At 72.6% G+C, this 15,513-nt stretch carries 17 protein-coding genes; 12 read left to right on the top strand and 5 right to left on the bottom strand.

Annotated features, from left to right (window positions below; genetic code table 11):
* Positions 1-66: 66 nt before the first annotated feature.
* Together ABD297_RS01875 and mshD are read right to left on the bottom strand one after the other, a co-directional pair.
* Positions 67-2,379: an RNA degradosome polyphosphate kinase gene (locus tag ABD297_RS01875; RefSeq protein WP_344252420.1), complete on the bottom strand. Its 2,313-nt coding sequence runs from the start codon at positions 2,377-2,379 to the stop codon at positions 67-69.
* A gap of 44 nt (positions 2,380-2,423) precedes the next feature.
* On the bottom strand, positions 2,424-3,374 hold the full coding sequence (mshD, locus tag ABD297_RS01870; protein ID WP_344252419.1) for a mycothiol synthase: 951 nt from the start codon (positions 3,372-3,374) through the stop codon (positions 2,424-2,426).
* 252 nt (positions 3,375-3,626) lie between these two features.
* Between mshD and ABD297_RS01865 the strand changes: the two genes are divergently transcribed.
* Positions 3,627-5,396: a bifunctional metallophosphatase/5'-nucleotidase gene (locus ABD297_RS01865; protein ID WP_344252418.1), complete on the top strand. Its 1,770-nt coding sequence runs from the start codon at positions 3,627-3,629 to the stop codon at positions 5,394-5,396.
* Positions 5,397-5,560: 164 nt separating this feature from the next.
* On the opposite strand, the gene ABD297_RS01860 is transcribed toward ABD297_RS01865, so the two are convergent.
* Positions 5,561-6,265 (bottom strand): response regulator transcription factor, encoded by a 705-nt coding sequence (locus ABD297_RS01860; RefSeq protein WP_344252417.1) that lies wholly within the window; start codon positions 6,263-6,265, stop codon positions 5,561-5,563.
* 66 nt (positions 6,266-6,331) lie between these two features.
* Between ABD297_RS01860 and ABD297_RS01855 the strand changes: the two genes are divergently transcribed.
* Both ABD297_RS01855 and ABD297_RS01850 read left to right on the top strand, forming a co-directional pair.
* Positions 6,332-6,694 (top strand): MoaD/ThiS family protein, encoded by a 363-nt coding sequence (locus tag ABD297_RS01855; RefSeq protein ID WP_344252416.1) that lies wholly within the window; start codon positions 6,332-6,334, stop codon positions 6,692-6,694.
* Positions 6,695-6,700: 6 nt separating this feature from the next.
* A complete protein-coding gene (locus ABD297_RS01850) occupies positions 6,701-7,534 on the top strand; it encodes a hypothetical protein (RefSeq protein ID WP_344252415.1) in 834 nt (277 codons plus the stop codon).
* Between the two features lie 79 nt (positions 7,535-7,613).
* Here ABD297_RS01850 and ABD297_RS01845 read toward each other — a convergent pair whose 3' ends face one another.
* The gene (locus tag ABD297_RS01845) at positions 7,614-7,985 is read right to left on the bottom strand and encodes a DsrE family protein (protein ID WP_344252414.1); all 372 of its coding nucleotides are present in this window, start codon (positions 7,983-7,985) and stop codon (positions 7,614-7,616) included.
* Between the two features lie 23 nt (positions 7,986-8,008).
* Between ABD297_RS01845 and ABD297_RS01840 the strand changes: the two genes are divergently transcribed.
* The 9 genes from ABD297_RS01840 (at position 8,009) to ABD297_RS01800 (ending at position 14,543) form a co-directional block, all read left to right on the top strand.
* Complete coding sequence (locus ABD297_RS01840) at positions 8,009-8,506, top strand: heme-binding beta-barrel domain-containing protein (protein ID WP_030199640.1); 498 nt, start codon at positions 8,009-8,011, stop codon at positions 8,504-8,506.
* A 49-nt stretch (positions 8,507-8,555) separates the two neighbouring features.
* A complete protein-coding gene (ygfZ, locus tag ABD297_RS01835; RefSeq protein ID WP_344252474.1) occupies positions 8,556-9,602 on the top strand; it encodes a CAF17-like 4Fe-4S cluster assembly/insertion protein YgfZ in 1,047 nt (348 codons plus the stop codon).
* A 35-nt stretch (positions 9,603-9,637) separates the two neighbouring features.
* The gene (locus ABD297_RS01830) at positions 9,638-10,492 is read left to right on the top strand and encodes a beta-keto acid cleavage family enzyme (protein WP_344252412.1); all 855 of its coding nucleotides are present in this window, start codon (positions 9,638-9,640) and stop codon (positions 10,490-10,492) included.
* A 72-nt stretch (positions 10,493-10,564) separates the two neighbouring features.
* A complete protein-coding gene (locus ABD297_RS01825; RefSeq protein WP_344252411.1) occupies positions 10,565-11,053 on the top strand; it encodes a helix-turn-helix domain-containing protein in 489 nt (162 codons plus the stop codon).
* Between the two features lies 1 nt (position 11,054).
* On the top strand, positions 11,055-12,065 hold the full coding sequence (locus tag ABD297_RS01820; RefSeq protein WP_344252410.1) for a hypothetical protein: 1,011 nt from the start codon (positions 11,055-11,057) through the stop codon (positions 12,063-12,065).
* Between the two features lie 87 nt (positions 12,066-12,152).
* Entirely contained in the window at positions 12,153-13,151 is a 999-nt protein-coding gene (locus tag ABD297_RS01815) for an asparaginase (protein ID WP_344252409.1), read from the top strand.
* 49 nt (positions 13,152-13,200) lie between these two features.
* Positions 13,201-13,626 (top strand): D-aminoacyl-tRNA deacylase, encoded by a 426-nt coding sequence (dtd, locus tag ABD297_RS01810; protein ID WP_344252408.1) that lies wholly within the window; start codon positions 13,201-13,203, stop codon positions 13,624-13,626.
* An 88-nt stretch (positions 13,627-13,714) separates the two neighbouring features.
* Complete coding sequence (locus ABD297_RS01805; RefSeq protein ID WP_344252407.1) at positions 13,715-14,029, top strand: DUF2516 family protein; 315 nt, start codon at positions 13,715-13,717, stop codon at positions 14,027-14,029.
* A 76-nt stretch (positions 14,030-14,105) separates the two neighbouring features.
* Positions 14,106-14,543 carry a phosphomannose isomerase type II C-terminal cupin domain gene (locus ABD297_RS01800; RefSeq protein WP_344252405.1) on the top strand — a complete coding sequence of 146 codons (438 nt, stop codon included), beginning with the start codon at positions 14,106-14,108 and terminating at the stop codon, positions 14,541-14,543.
* A gap of 88 nt (positions 14,544-14,631) precedes the next feature.
* Here ABD297_RS01800 and ABD297_RS01795 read toward each other — a convergent pair whose 3' ends face one another.
* Positions 14,632-15,432: a class I SAM-dependent methyltransferase gene (locus ABD297_RS01795; RefSeq protein ID WP_344252404.1), complete on the bottom strand. Its 801-nt coding sequence runs from the start codon at positions 15,430-15,432 to the stop codon at positions 14,632-14,634.
* Between the last annotated feature and the right edge of the window lie 81 nt (positions 15,433-15,513).

Below are 15,513 nucleotides of genomic sequence, written 5' to 3'. Positions count from 1 at the left end.
TAGCGAGCCGAACGCCCAGCCGTGCCGACCGCTCGGCGGTGCCCAGCGGTCAGCGGCGCCGTGCGGTCAGCGGCGCCGTGCCTTGCGGCGTCGCTTGTCGTGGCGCTCGATGAGCTTCTCCTGGAGGTCGTCCAGCGGCTCGCCGGCCTCGGACTGGTGGTGGCGCACCCAACGGCCGTCGGAGCCGAGGTCCCAGCGCGACGTCGTCTCGGCGAAGGCGAGGTCGATGAGGTCGGCGAGCTCGACGACGTGGGACGGCTCGGTGATGCGCACGAGCGCCTCGACGCGGCGGTCGAGGTTGCGGTGCATCATGTCTGCGCTGCCGATGTAGACCTGCGGGTCGCCGCCGTGGTCGAACCAGAAGACCCGCGAGTGCTCGAGGAAGCGTCCGAGGATCGAGCGGACGCGGATGTGCTCCGAGAGCCCCTCGACGCCGGGGCGCAGGGCGCAGATGCCGCGCACCCAGATGTCGACGCGGACGCCGGCGATGCTGGCCCGGTAGAGCGCGTCGATGAGGGCCTCGTCGACGATCGAGTTGGCCTTGATGACGATGCGCCCGGCGGGTGCGTCGTCGCGGCGCGACTCGTGCAGGTCGATCTCTTGTTCGACGAGGTCTATGAGGCCGGACCGCACCGAGCGGGGCGCGACGAGCAGCCGCTTGAACTTGCTTCGAGGGGCGAAGCCCGAGAGCAGGTTGAACAGGCGCGAGAGGTCCTCGCCGACCTGCGGGTCGGTGGTGAAGAGGCCGAAGTCCTCGTAGACGCGGGCCGTCTTCGGGTTGTAGTTGCCGGTGCCGATGTGGCAGTAGCGCACCAGGCCCTCGGACTCCTGGCGCACGACGAGGCAGAGCTTGGCGTGGGTCTTCAGCCCGACGACGCCGTAGACGACGTGGACGCCGGCCTCCTCGAGCTTGCGCGCCCACGAGATGTTGTTGACCTCGTCGAAGCGGGCCTTGATCTCCACGACGGCGAGCACCTGCTTGCCGGCCTCGGCCGCGTCGATGAGGGCGTCGATGATCGGCGAGTCGCCCGAGGTGCGGTAGAGGGTCTGCTTGATGGCGAGGACCTTCGGGTCGTTCGCGGCCTGCTCGATGAAGGCCTGCACCGACGTCGAGAAGGAGTTGTAGGGGTGCTGGACGAGCACGTCCTTCTGGCGCACCGCGGTGAGCAGGTCGATGGCCTTGGCGCTCTCGGTGGGGGCGAAGTCCGGGTGGGTGCGCGGGAAGAACTTCGGGAACTCGAGGTCGCTGCGGTCGACGTCGGCGATGGTGAACAGGCCACGCAGGTCGAGCGGCGTCGGCAGCCGGTAGATCTCGCGGTCGCTGATCTGCAGCTCGCGGGCGAGCATGTCGAGCACCTTCGGGTCGATGTCCTCCTCGACCTCGAGCCGGATCGGCGGCCCGAAGCGGCGCCGGGTCAGCTCCTTCTCCAGGGCGGTGAGGAGGTTCTCGGCGTCGTCCTCCTCCACCTCGAGGTCCTCGTTGCGGGTGACGCGGAAGGAGAAGTGCTCCTGCACGAGCATGCCGGGGAAGAGCTGGTCGAGGTGGCTCGCGATGACGTCCTCGAGCGAGACGAAGCGCTTGCGCATCACCTCGGCGTCGATGTCCTCCTCGACGAGGATGAAGCGGGGCAGGCTCGGCGGGACCTTGACGCGGGCGAAGTGCTCGGTGCCCGTCTTGGGGTTCTGCAGGAGCACGGCGAGGTTGAGCGACAGGCCGGAGATGTAGGGGAACGGGTGCGCCGGGTCGACCGCGAGCGGGGTGAGCACCGGGAAGACGCGGTCGGCGAAGAAGAAGTGGAGCGGCTCCCGGTCGTCCTCGTCGAGGTCGCCCCAGCGCACGACGGAGATGCCCTCGTCCTCGAGCGACGGGCGCACGTCGTGCTGGAAGACGCCGGCGTGCTGCTGCATCAGCTCGTGGGCGAGGCGGGCGACCCGCTCGATGAGCTCCCGGGGCTCGAGGCCGGCCGCGGTGCGCACCGCGAGACCGGTCGCGATGCGCCGCTTGAGGCCGGCGACCCGCACCATGAAGTACTCGTCGAGGTTGTTGGCGAAGATCGCGAGGAACCGGGTGCGCTCGAGCAGCGGCACCGCCGGGTCCATGGCGAGCTGGAGCACCCGCTCGTTGAACTGCAGCCACGACAGCTCGCGCTCGAGGTAGCGGTCGGCCGGCAGGTCGTCCTCGGTCTCGCCGGGCGCGCCCGGGCCGACGAAGCGGCCGTTGGGGGCGCGCGCCGGGACCCGCCGCGTCGGCACGGTGCTCGTGAACGAGCTGACCTCGGCGGCCTCGCTCGTCGCCTCCTCGGACCCCGAGTCACGACCGTCCGTGGCCGTGGTGTCCTGCTCGTCGACGTCGGGGGTGGTGAGGCTGCCGGTGCTCATGCGCCCATCGTGGCACCGAAAGGTGGTCCGAGGGTGAACTCGTCTCAGCCCGGCAGGGCCGGCGAGGGCGTCCCGGGCGGCGTCGCCCGGGCGTACTGCCGGTGCACCTCGACGTCGGTGAAACCGAGCGCGGCGTAGGTGCGCACGGCGGCGACGTTGTCCTCGTCGACGTAGAGCACGACCCGGTCGAGCCCGAGGGAGCGCAGGTGGTCCAGGCCCAGCACGGTGACGGCCCGGCCGAGGCCCTGCCCCTGCCGGTCGGGGGAGACCGCCACGACGTAGACCTCGCCCACGTCGCCGCCCGGAGGGTCGACCTTGGTCCAGTGCGAGGCCGCCAGCACGTCGGGGGAGTCCGCCTCGACGACGAGGATCAGCCCGGCCGGGTCCCACCACGGCTCGGCCATCCGCTGGTCGAGGTCGGCCCGGCGCAGCGACCCCTGCTCCGGGTGGTGGGCGAAGGCCGCGGCGTTGAGGGCCAGCCACGCGTCCTCGTCACGTCCCGGCTCGAAGGAGCGGACGGCATACCTCGGGTCGAGCTGTGCCGCAGGCCAGGCGGGACCCTCGCGCAGGGACCGGCCCATGACGTGCAGTGAGCGCACGGCCTCGAGGCCGTTGGCACGGGCGAACCCAGCGGCCGCCACGGCGGCGTCTCCCGTGGCGTGGCTCCACACGCGTGTGCCGTCCGGCAGGCTCGCGAGCAGGGCGCTCCCCACGCCCGAGCGCCGGGCCGCCGGCGCGACGACGAGCTCACCCGACGGTGCACCCTCGCCCGTGCGCGCCTGGGCGTAGCCGACCAGGCCGCCCGAGGCGTCCGTCGCCAGGAGGTGGTCGACGCCGTCGTGCTCACGCGAGCGCACCGACAGCCGGAACTGCTCCGACAGCGCCTGCGACCCGTCCACGGCGGCGGCGTCCGCCGCGAGCGCGAGGACGGCGGCGGACTCCTCGGTGGTGAGCGGGTGCTGGGCGTCGCGCAGGGCGACGGTCGGACGCGGCATACCGCGATTCCACCACAGCGACGCCCGGGGGTCTCCCGGCCGTCGCCGGTCCCGGCTAGGGTCCGGTCAGGGCGCGGGGGCCCTGCACGCCGATCACGACACCGGCCGAGCACAGGACGGTCGGAGGTCGACGGCGTGCCAGCAGTTCACCGAACACCGCAACTCACCAAGCCCCTCCGGCGACCCTCGGGGCACTAGCCTCCGTGGGTGCCGACGGGCACGCGACCCACACAGATGAACAAGGGGAGACACATGTCCCGTACCACCCGCCGCATCACGGGTGTCGCCGTCGCAGGGTTCTGCGCCGCGGCCCTCGCGGCTCCGGCCCTCGCCGCACCCAGCGCGGGGCCCGACACGAGCAAGGCCCCGGGCAAGACCCAGTTCCCGATCCAGATCCTGTCGTTCAACGACTTCCACGGGAACCTCGAGCCCCCGCAGGGTTCGAGCGGCCGCCTCCAGACCGGAAAGACGACCGCCGACACGACCAACGTCGGTGGCGTCGAGTACCTCGCGACGCACCTCAAGCAGGCCCGTGTCGGCCACCCGAACACCGTCACCGTCGCCGCCGGTGACATGGTCGGCGCCTCGCCGCTGCTGTCGGCCGCCTTCCACGACGAGCCGACCGTCGAGGCCCTCAACACGCTCGGCCTCGACATCACGGCGGTCGGCAACCACGAGTTCGACGAGGGCTACAAGGAGCTCCAGCGCCTCCAGAACGGTGGCTGCATCGATGACGGCGACGGCAAGGACAACCAGAACTCCTGCGCCGCCGGCACGTTCACCGGCGCCAAGTTCCAGTACCTCGCCGCCAACGTCCTCGAGAAGTCCACGGGCAAGACGATCCTGCCGCCCTACGCCGTCAAGACCTTCAACGGCGCCAAGGTCGGCTTCATCGGCATGACCCTCAAGGACACCCCCTCGATCGTCACGGCGTCCGGTGTCGCCGGACTCGAGTTCACCGACGAGGTCAAGACCGCCAACGCGCTCGTCCCCGTGCTCAAGGCGCAGGGCGTCAACGCCATCGTCGTGCTCATCCACCAGGGTGGCAACGTCCCCTCGGCCACGCCCTACGACTTCACCTGCAAGGGTGGCGGCTCCCTGTCGGCCAGCTCCCCGATCATCCCGATCGCCGAGGGCCTCGACCCGGCCATCGACATGATCATCTCGGGCCACACCCACCAGCCCTACGTGTGCAGCCTGCCCGACCCCAACGGCCAGCCGCGACTCATCACCTCGGCCTCGTCGTTCGGACGCCTCTACACCGAGACGGACGTGACCTACGACCGGCGCACGAGCGACATCGTGCGCCCGACGACCGCGGACTCGCGCAACATGCTCGTGACCCGCACCGTGGCCAAGGACCCCGCCGAGACCGCGCTCATCGCGAAGTACAAGGAGCTCGTCAAGGCCGTCGCCAACAAGGTCATCGGCCAGATCACCGTCCCGCTCGTCAGCCGCACGGCCGACGACGCCGGCGAGTCCCCGCTCGGTGACCTCATCGCCGACGCCCAGCAGGCGGACACCTCGGTCATCCCGGCGGGTGGCACCGCTCCCGTCATCTCGTTCATGAACGCCGGCGGCATCCGCGCCGACCTCGTCGCCGACGCCAACGGCAACGTGACCTACGAGTCGGCGTTCACGGTGCAGCCGTTCAACAACTACCTCGTGTCGATGGACCTCACGGGCCAGCAGGTGCTCGACGTGCTGAACCAGCAGTTCATCAGCTCCCCGGGCAACCCGGCCCGCCCCTACGTCCTCGCGACGAGCGCGGGCCTGACCTACACCCACAACCGGGCGACGGTCTCGAACGTCAAGGTGGGGGGCGTGGCGCTCAACCCGGCCGCGACCTACCGCATCGTGACGAACAACTTCCTGTCCGACGGCGGTGACGGCTTCCCGGCCTTCCGCGGCGGTGCCAACAAGTACTTCGGTGGGCTCGACATCGACGCCTTCGCGAACTACCTCGGCAAGAAGTCGCCGTACACCCCCGGCCCGCTCGACCGCGTCACGTTCGCCCCGTGACCCGCTGACACCCGGCGGGCAGCGACGAGACGGCCCGGTTCCCCTCGGGGAGCCGGGCCGTTCCATGTCCGGGTCCCTGTCCGGGCATACGCAGTCGGCCGTCGACGACCGATGGCGTATGCCGTGTGGCGAGCACCGCGGGGCGGGCGGGCGGACGCGCCCGCTCAGGCGTCGGCGGTCTCGGACGCGGGCGCCTCGGCGCGGTCGGGCACGAGGCGGTAGCCGACGTTGCGGACCGTGCCGATGAGCGTCTCGTGGTCGGGCCCGAGCTTGGCGCGCAGGCGCCGCACGTGCACGTCGACGGTGCGCGTGCCGCCGTAGTAGTCGTAGCCCCAGACCTCCTGCAGCAGCTGGGCGCGCGTGAAGACGCGCCCCGGGTGCTGGGCGAGGTACTTGATGAGCTCGAACTCCTTATAGGTCAGGTCGAGCGGGACGCCGCGGAACTTCGCGGAGTAGGACGACTCGTCGATGACGAGCTCGCCCGAGGTGATCGGCATGTCGAGGTCGGCGTCGTCGTCCTGCCCCTTGGTCATGGCCAGGCGCAGGCGCGCGTCGACCTCGGCCGGACCGGCGGAGTCGAGCAGGACGTCGTCGAGGCCCCACTCGGCGGTGAGACCGGCGAGGCCGCCCTCGGTGAGGACGGCCAGCAGCGGGGTGCCGATCCCGGTGGTGCGCAGCACCCGGCACAGGGAGCGGGCGCTCGCGAGCTCCCGTCGCGCGTCGACGATGACGACGTCGCAGTCGGGCGAGTCGACGAGGGCGGTCGCCTCTGCGGGGAGGATGCGCACCGTGTGGCTCAGCAGCCCGAGGGCAGGCAGCACCTCGGCGCTCGGGGCGAGCGCGTTGGTGAGCAGCAGCAGTCGGGCCATCTCATGCAGGATAGGCGAGACTGGTCACCTGCCGACCAGACCGCGTCAACGATGAGACGGAGCGAGATGTCCCCGAGTGCACCCGAGCAGGGCACGTCCCCGAGCGCGGGGTCGGCCGTCTCGACCGCCACCAGCGCCACCAGCGCCACCAGCGCCTCGAGCGCCTCGGCCGTCTCGGGCGTTGCCGGCGTCGGCTCGGTCACGGTGCGCTACTGGGCCGCGGCCCGGGCCGCGGCCGGCACCGACAGCGAGACGCTGGGTGGCGCGAGCGTGCGCGAGGTCGTCGACGCCGCCGTCGCGGCCCACCCGGACCTGGCCCGCGTCGCCGCCGTCGCGACGTTCCTGCTCGACGGTCGCGCGGTGGGCCGCGACGAGCCCGTGCCCGACGGCGGCACCGTCGAGGTGCTGCCCCCCTTCGCCGGCGGGTGATGCACAATGGCGCCCGTGCCTGAGGACAACGCGGCCCTGCCCGGACCCGACGTCTCTGGCGGCTCGGTGGCCGGCGGGTCGCTCCACCTCCCGCTCTCTCCCGTGGCCGCCGACCGGATCCGCTGGGTCAGCATCGCCGCGACGTTCGTCGCCGCGGTCGCCCTTCTCGTGGCGCAGGACGCGGGGTATGCCGCGACGCTGGCCGTGACCCTCGTCCTCGCCCTCGCGCTGGCCTGGGGGTGGCCGCTGCTCAGCGGGTCGTGGACGCCGGCGGCGACGACCGTCGTGCTCGCCGTGGCTTCCGTCGCGATCGTCCTGAGCGCCCTGCGCGAGGACCTGCTCTGGGTCCCGGCCGCCGTGGCGTTCGGGATCCTGCTCGCCTTCTTCGGACAGCTCGTCCGGCGCACCGGCCGCGAGGGGCTCGTGCTGACCCTGCTCTCCTCGTTCGGCGGTCTCGTCGTCATCGCCTCGGGCACGACGGCGGTCGTGGCCGCCGACACCCCCCGCGGGCAGGCGGTCGCCGTCGTGGCCATGGCGGCGGTCGGTGCGGCCGTCGTCGCCGACCTGCTCGCCGGGGTCCGTGCGGCGGCGCCCCTGCTCGGACTCGTGGCGCTCGCGGCGGCCGTGCTCGCTGCGGTGGTCGCGGCGACCCGCTTCGCCGAGGTCGGTCCGCTCGAGGCGCTGGGCATCGGTGCCGCGGCCGGCACGGTGTCGTGGTCGTTCCGCCGGGTCCTGGCCCTGCAGCCGGCCATGCTGACGGTGCGCGGACAGCTCGGCGCCGGGGTGGGCTCGGTCCTCGTGGTCGGCGCCGTCGTGCACCTCTTCTCCGTCCTCACCTGACACCTCGCCGCGCCACCCGTTCGAGGTGAACCCGCCGTGGTTTCCGCGGCGCGTTCACCTCGAACGGGTGGCGGCGGGGTCAGTAGACGAGGGCCTGCGCGCCCGGCGCCATGACCTCCTCGACGAAGACCGCGGCCCCCTTGACGACCGCGCCCTCGACGAGCTGGTCCTCGGTGAGCTCGCGCCGCGCAGCGCACTGGCTGCACACGGTGACCCGGCCACCCGCGAGCACCGCGTCGCGCAGGTCGACGAGCGGGGCGGCATACGGCAGCTCGAACTCCTCGGCGCGGCCCGGCACGGCCATCCACGTCGACTCGCCGGTCAGCCAGAGCGAGACGTCGACGCCGCTGGCGACGGCCGTCGCGGCCACCGTGAAGGCCTGCGAGAGACGTTCCGGAGCCTCGGTTCCGGCGGTGACCTTGACGACGAGCGAGCGTGCGGGGGAGTCCATGGGATCAGGCTACGATCGGGCGCATGTTCAACCTCGACCAGGACATCCCGGAGCCGCTGCGACCCCTCGCCTGGCTCATCGGACGCTGGGAGGGCGCCGGCGTCGTGGGCTACCCGACGATCGAGTCCGCGCACTTCGGCCAGGAGGTCGAGGTGACCCACGACGGGCGGGGCTTCCTCAAGTGGGAGAGCCGCGCCTGGATCCTCGACTCCGAGAACGGCGCCAAGGTGCGTCCGGCCGCGGTCGAGTCCGGCTTCTGGCGTCCGCTCGAGAACGGCGAGGTCGAGCTGCTCCTCGCGCACCCGACCGGCATCCTCGAGCTCTACTACGGCAAGATCGAGCCGGCCAAGATCCAGCTCAAGACCGACGGGGTCCTGCGCGCCCCCGGCGCCAAGGAGTACAACGCGGCGACGCGGATGTACGGCCTCGTCGAGTCCAACCTCCTCTGGGTCATGGACATGGCCGCCGTCGGCCAGGAGCTGCAGAGCCACGTGTCGGCGACCCTCAAGCGCGTCGAGTGACCCGCCGAGCCCGTGGAATGAGGCGTATGCCGTGAGCGTTCCACCGGGCATGAGCGACGTCGAGCTGCCCACCCGTCCCACGACCGCACCGAGCGCCCTGCTCTCCCGTGCGGGCGCAGTGGCTGGCGAGGGCCTCGAGGCGGCGGTGGCGATCCACTACGGCGACCCGATGCGCGAGCAGCGGCTGCTCGAGGAGGGGCTGGCGGTCGTCGACCTGTCGCACCGCGACGTCGTCACCGTGACCGGCCCCGACCGGCTCAGCTGGCTGCACTCCCTGACGACCCAGCACCTCCTCGGGCTCGAGCCGCGCCAGTCGCGCGAGGCCCTGGTGCTCACCCCCAAGGGCCACGTCGAGCACTCGCTCCACCTCGTCGACGACGGCGCCACCACGTGGATCACGACCGAGCCCGGTGCCGGGCAGGCGCTCGCCGACTGGCTCGACAAGATGCGTTTCATGCTCCGCGTCGAGGTCGCGCTCGTCACCGACGACTGGGCGGTGCTCGGCGAGCCGCACGCCAGCGAGTCGGTCGACGGCGAGCCCCTCGCGTGGCGCGACCCGTGGCCCGACCTCGTCGGCGACACGACGGCATACGGCCCCGTCGAGGACCACCCCGGCACCGATCGCGCGTGGCGTGAGGTCATCGTGCCCCGCGCCGATCTCGTTGCAGCAGTGGCGGATCGGCCGCTCGCCGGCCTGTGGGCCGCTGAGGCGCTGCGCATCGCCGCCTGGCGACCGCGGCTCGGCCTCGAGACCGACCACCGCACCATCGTCCACGAGGTCGACTGGCTGCGCACCGCCGTGCACCTGCACAAGGGCTGCTACCGCGGCCAGGAGACCGTGGCGCGCGTCCACAACCTCGGCCGACCGCCGCGGCGCCTCGTCTTCCTCCACCTCGACGGGTCGGGCCACGTGCTCCCCGCGCAGGGGAGCGAGGTCCGCCTGGGCGACCGGGTCGTCGGCCGCGTCACCTCCGTCGGGCGCCACCACGTCGACGGGCCCATCGCCCTCGCGGTGATCAAGCGCAACACCGACCCGGAGGCCGAGCTGCTCGTCGACGACCTCTCCGCCGCGCAGACGACCGTCGTCGCTCCCTGACCGACGACGGCTCCCGCGCTGGCAGGATGACCCGCATGAGACCTGCACGCAGCGTCGCGAGCACCCTGATCACCGTCGCACCCACGGGCGCCGAGAGCGCCAAGGCGGACGTGCCGGCGCTGCCGACCACGCCTGAGGAGCTCGTCGAGACCGCCGTCGCCTGCGAGCGGGCCGGGGCGGCGCTCATCCACATCCACGTGCGCGACCGGGAGCACCGGCCCACGCTCGACCCCGTGCTGCTCAAGGAGGCCGTCGACGGGGTGCGTGAGGCCACCGACCTCGTCGTCCAGCTCTCCACCGGCGGCGCCGTCACCGACCCGCTCGACCAGCGCCTCACCGTCCTCGACGCCGACCCCGACTCCTGCTCGCTCACGTGCGGTACGACGAACTTCGGTGACGGCGTCTTCCTCAACCCGTGGGGGTTCATGGTCGACCTCTACCGCCAGGCGCAGGAGCGCGAGGTCGTGCCGGAGTTCGAGCTGTTCGAGCTGGGGCACGTGCACGCGCTGCGCCGGCTCATCGACGAGTGCGGCCTGCCCTACGGCGGCAGGGTCCACGTCGACTTCGTCACCGGGGTGCCCGGCGCGATGCCCGGCACGCCCCAGGCGCTGCTCGCCGGCGTCGCGATGCTGCCGCCCGAGGTCACGAGCTGGTCGGCGACCGGCATCGGCCGCGCGCACCTGCCGATCGTGGCCGCGGCCCTGTCGTCGGGCGGGCACCTGCGCGTCGGCATGGAGGACAACCTCATGTATGCCAGGGGCCGGGCCGTCGTGCACAACAGCGAGCTCGTGGCGCGGGCCGCGGAGCTGGCGACCCTGATGCAGCGGCCGCCGATGTCGACGACCGAGGCGCGCGAGGCGCTCGCGGTCAAGGACCGCCGCACGCGGTGAGGGGTCGCGTGTGGGGCGTCTCACGCTGTCCAGAGTTTGCATTCTGCTTGCTCTAGTTAGCACAATGGAGGCATGAGCAAGCTTCCGCTACCCGACCTCGGGGCCTACTTGCGCGAACAGCGCGAGAGCGCCCAGCTGTCGCTGCGCCAGCTCGCCGAGATGGCCGGAGTCTCCAACCCCTACCTGTCGCAGATCGAGCGAGGGCTCAAGCGCCCGAGCGCCGAGATCCTGCAGCAGATCGCCAAGGGGCTGCAGGTCTCGGCCGAGTCGCTCTACGTCCGGGCCGGCATCCTCGACGAGCGGGTCGCCGACGGTGACCCTGCCGCCGCGCCCGACGTCCTTTCCGCCATCGCCGCCGACCCGGTCCTCACCGACCGTCAGCGCGCGGTGCTCGTCGACATCTACCTGTCCTTCGTCGGCACCGACGAGACGACACCACCCGCGGCGGCTGCGACCCCGCCTGCGCCGCGCCCCACGCATACGCCAGCGGCAGCACCCCGCCGGCGCCCGCGCAGCACGACCGCTGCCGCGACCCCAGAGCTCAACGAGAAGGAGAACTGAGATGGCACTGACCAAGAAGATCACCAAGGCCGTCAAGGACGCCCAGAAGCAGGCCGAGGCAGCCGTCGCCGACGTGCGCGGCCAGCTCGTCCAGGTCGAGGGCCGCATGCCCGAGGTCCAGGTCGACCCGACACCGTTCTACGCCGTCGTCGGCGCCGCCAACATGGCGATCGACACGGTCCGCACCGCTGGTGAGCAGCTCGAGGTCGCCCGCCGTCAGGCCAAGGGCGCCGACCTGCGCAAGGGTGCCAAGAAGGAGGCGAACCAGCTGCAGAAGGACCTCCAGAAGCGCATCGCCGACCTCCAGGACCGCACCGCCGAGCTCCAGAAGCTCGCGACGACGTATGCCGAGCGCTTCGTCACGCAGGCCCAGGACCTTCCGGCCCGCGTCCTCAACGAGGGCCTCGTCATCGCCAGCAACGCCAAGGACCAGTACGACGCGGCCGCGGCCCGCGGCGAGAAGGTCGTCACCGACCTCCGCGCCCAGGGCGAGCGCACCGCGTTCGACCTCAGCGAGCGCGGCACGGCCACCGTGACCCGCGGGCGCCGCGTCGCCGAGACCGCCGTCACCGAGGGCGAGAAGGTCGCCAAGAGCCTGCTGGACGTCGTCGCCAAGGACGCTTCGAAGATCGGCTCGCAGGTCGAGGCCTCCGTCGACGCCGTCGAGTCCGCCGCGGCGCCGGTCCCGGCCAAGCGCACCGCCGCGCACCAGCGCGCCATCCGCAAGTCGGCCGCCCAGAAGGCCGCCGCCACGCGCAAGGACAACGCGGTCGAGGCCACGACGACCCGCAAGGTCGCCGCCCGCAGCTCCGCCACGACCGACGACGCCAACGCCACGGTGGCCCGCAAGGCCGCACCGGCCAAGCGCGCCGCCAAGAAGACGGTGAAGAAGGCAGCCGCCAAGACCACCGCCGCCACCAAGAGCGCGTCCTCGACCGCCAAGACCGCCGCGAAGAAGTCCACGACGGCCGCGAAGACGGCGACGAGCAGCTCGGACTCGGCGACCAGCTGAGCCCAGTAGGCCGCTCCACCGGTCACCAGGGCCGTCACCCCACCCGGGGTGGCGGCCCTGCTGCGTGGCTCCGGCATACTGCGGGACGTGACCGATGACCTGGCTGCCTCGTTCGTCCCCGCCTCCGTCAGTGCCGCGCTGGCCGACGCCCCGATCGTCGCCCACGTCGTGCGCGCCGGCTTCGTCGAGTCGGTGCACCACGGCACGGCCGTCGTCACGGCTCCCGACGGCTCGGTCGAGCTCGAGATCGGCGATGCCGGCGGCGCCGTCTTCCCCCGCAGCTCGAGCAAGCCGCTCCAGGCGCTCGCGATGGTGCGCAACGGTCTCGCCAACGAGGGGCGACTGCTGTCCCTGGCGTGCGCGAGCCACTCGGGCGAGGACTTCCACGTCGAGGCGGCGCGCGAGATCCTCGCCGGCGCGGGCCTGACCGAGACCGACCTCCAGAACACCCCGGACTACCCCTACGACGACGCCGCCCGGATCGGCTGGATCGCGAGCGGTCGCCCCAAGCAGTCGATCGTGCAGAACTGCTCGGGCAAGCACGCCTCGATGCTGGCCACCTGCGTGGTCAACGGGTGGGACCTCGCCACCTACCGCGACCCGAGCCACCCGCTCCAGGTCGCCATCACCGACACGGTTCGCGAGCTCACCGGCGCCGAGCCGAGCGCCGTCGCCGTCGACGGGTGCGGCGCGCCCATCCACGCCGTGCCGCTGCGCGCCCTCGCCCTGTCGTTCGGCCGGCTCGCCGCCGCGACGGACGGTCCGGAGGCCCGGATCACCCGCGCGATCCGCGAGTTCCCGGAGTACCTCGGCGGCACGAGCCGCGACGTCACCGCCCTGATCCGGGGCGTCGACGGACTCGTCGCCAAGGACGGCGCGGAGGCCGTGTACGCCGTGGGGCTGGCCGACGGCCGCGGCATCGCCGTCAAGGTCGCCGACGGCTCCTCCCGCGCCCGCAGCGTGCTGCTGGCCGCGGTGCTGCGCCGCATCGGGGTCGGCAGCGAGGACGTGCTGGGCATGCTCGAGCACCAGCCGGTGCTCGGTCACGGGCAGCCCGTGGGCGCCGTGGTCGCCGTCGGGGTCTGAGCACCCGTGCCCCGGACGAGCGTCCTGTGAGCCGGACGGTGTCCCGCGCATGAGGACGGTCCTGCAGCGCGTCACGAGTGCCCGGGTCGAGGTCGAGCGCGAGGTCGTCGGCGCCATCGACCGGCCCGGCCTGCTGGCCCTCGTCGGCGTCACCCACGACGACGGGCCCGAGCAGGTCGAGCGGATGGCGCGCAAGATCGCCGAGCTCCGGATCCTGCGCGACGAGCAGAGCCTGACCGACGCCGGGGCGCCGGTCCTCGTCGTCAGCCAGTTCACCCTCTACGCCGACACCCGCAAGGGGCGCCGGCCCTCGTGGAGCGCCGCCGCTCCGGGGCCCGTGGCCGAGCCGATCGTGGCCGACCTCGTGGCCGCGCTCCGGGCCCGGGGCATCGAGGTCGAGCAGGGCCGGTTCGGCGCGATGATGCAGGTCTCGCTCGTGGGCGACGGCCCCGTCACCCTCGTCGTCGACGCCTGAGGCGCCGCGCCCGGAGCCGGGCTGCCGGCGCGAGTCTGGGAGCCGGCTGGGAGGGTTGGCTGACGGGGAGGCGGGTTACGCTGCCACCATGCAGCTCTATGCCGGCTACCAGAGCCTCGTGACCCTCGTCCTCGGAGTGGTGGCCCTCGGCTGCGAGGTCTTCGCGTTCGTCGACGCCCTGCGCCACCCGGACAACGCCTACGTCGCGGCCGGCAAGCGCACCAAGCGCTTCTGGCTGCTGATCACCGCGGTGGCCCTGCTGTTCGGGTCGATCTCGGTCTTCAACCCGATCGGCCTGCTGGGGCTCGCCGGCTTCCTCGGAGCCGCCGTCTACCTCGCCGACGTGCGTCCCGCCCTGCGCCAGGTCCGGGGCCTCGGGGGTCGCTCGAGCTCGCACTGGTAGGCGCACTACGCTCCGTCTGGCGCACCAGCGTGACGGATTGCGGCACACTGGGCTCTCACCGACGATGGGGGAACCTATGACCGACCAGCACCGCTTCGGCGCCGCCGTGGCGCCTGGCCAGGGCCCGACGCACTCGCCCGACGACTACGAGCGTGGCGACCGCAACCCCGCGCAGGACATCTTCGTCGCCGAGCGCCCCTGGGGGCAGTTCCAGCAGTTCGTCTCCAACGAGCAGGTCACCGTCAAGATCATCACGGTCCAGCCCGGTCACCGGCTCTCGCTCCAGCGCCACGACCACCGCGGCGAGATGTGGCAGGTCCTCGACGTGCCGATCGACGTCACGGTCGGCGACCGCACGTGGAGTGCCCAGCCGGGCGAGACGGTGTGGGTCCCGCGCAACTCGGTCCACCGCATGGGCAACTCCGGCAGCGAGCCGGGCCGCCTGCTCGAGGTCGGTTTCGGCCACTTCGACGAGGCCGACATCGAGCGACTCGAGGACGACTACGTCCGCTGAGGACGCCTGACACCTCTGCACGACGCGACACAGCACGTATGCCGTCCGGGCCACCGGGCGGCATACGTGCGTCTGCGACGGGCCGCGTTCACGCTCCGCCGGGCGCGACGGCCGACCAGGCGACGGTGAGCTCACCGAGGCGCCAGCGGGACGGCCCGTCGAGCAGCGGCCAGCTCTCGCGCACCTCGGCGGCGGTCGCGAGGAAGCGCTGCCTGGCCCCCCACGACGAGTGCGGGGCGTGGCGCGCCCACGCCCGGTCGAGGTCGGCGAGGAACGCGTGGACCGGCTCGCCGGGCACGTTGCGGTGGATCAGTGACTTCGGCAGCCGTTCGGCGACGTCCGAGGGGCGCTCCAGGCCCCCCATCCGGAGCGACACGGTCAGGCTGAGCGGTCCGGTGGCGTCGACCGCGACCCAGGCGGCGCGCCGACCGATCTCGTCGCACGTCCCGTCGACGAGCAGGCCGTCGGGGGCAAGGCGCTCCTGGACGAGCGCCCACGCGGCCGGGACCTCGTCCTCGGCGTACTGGCGCAGCACGTTGAAGGCCCGCACGACCGTGGGCCGCGCCCCGGCGTCGAGCGGGACCTCGAAGCCGCCGAGGCGGAAGCTCAGGCCCTCGCGCTCGAGGGGCTTGCCGGCGGCGACGCGGGCGGGGTCGATCTCGATGCCGACGACCTGCACGTCGGGGCGCACGCGCCGCAGCCGGTCGTGCAGCTCGACCGCCGTCGTCGGCGACGCGCCGTAGCCGAGGTCGACGACGACCGGGGGCGTGGTGCTGCGCCGGAGCCGCCATGCCTGCGGCCCGGCGATCCACCGGTCGCACCGGCGCAGCCGGTTCGGGTTCGTCGTCCCACGTGTCACCGTGCCGACGGGGCGCTGGCGTGGAGGCACGTCCGCAGGCTACGCGAGGCCCTTCGGCCGGTCGATGTGTCGCCGCGGTCCAGGGCACGCCGGAATACATCGAATCGCCGG

It is taken from the genome of Terrabacter carboxydivorans, assembly GCF_039532035.1.
Taxonomy (GTDB): Bacteria; Actinomycetota; Actinomycetes; order Actinomycetales; family Dermatophilaceae; genus Terrabacter; species Terrabacter carboxydivorans.
The sequence above is the reverse complement of the archived record's forward strand: the minus strand, read 5'-3'. Positions and strand labels throughout refer to the sequence as shown.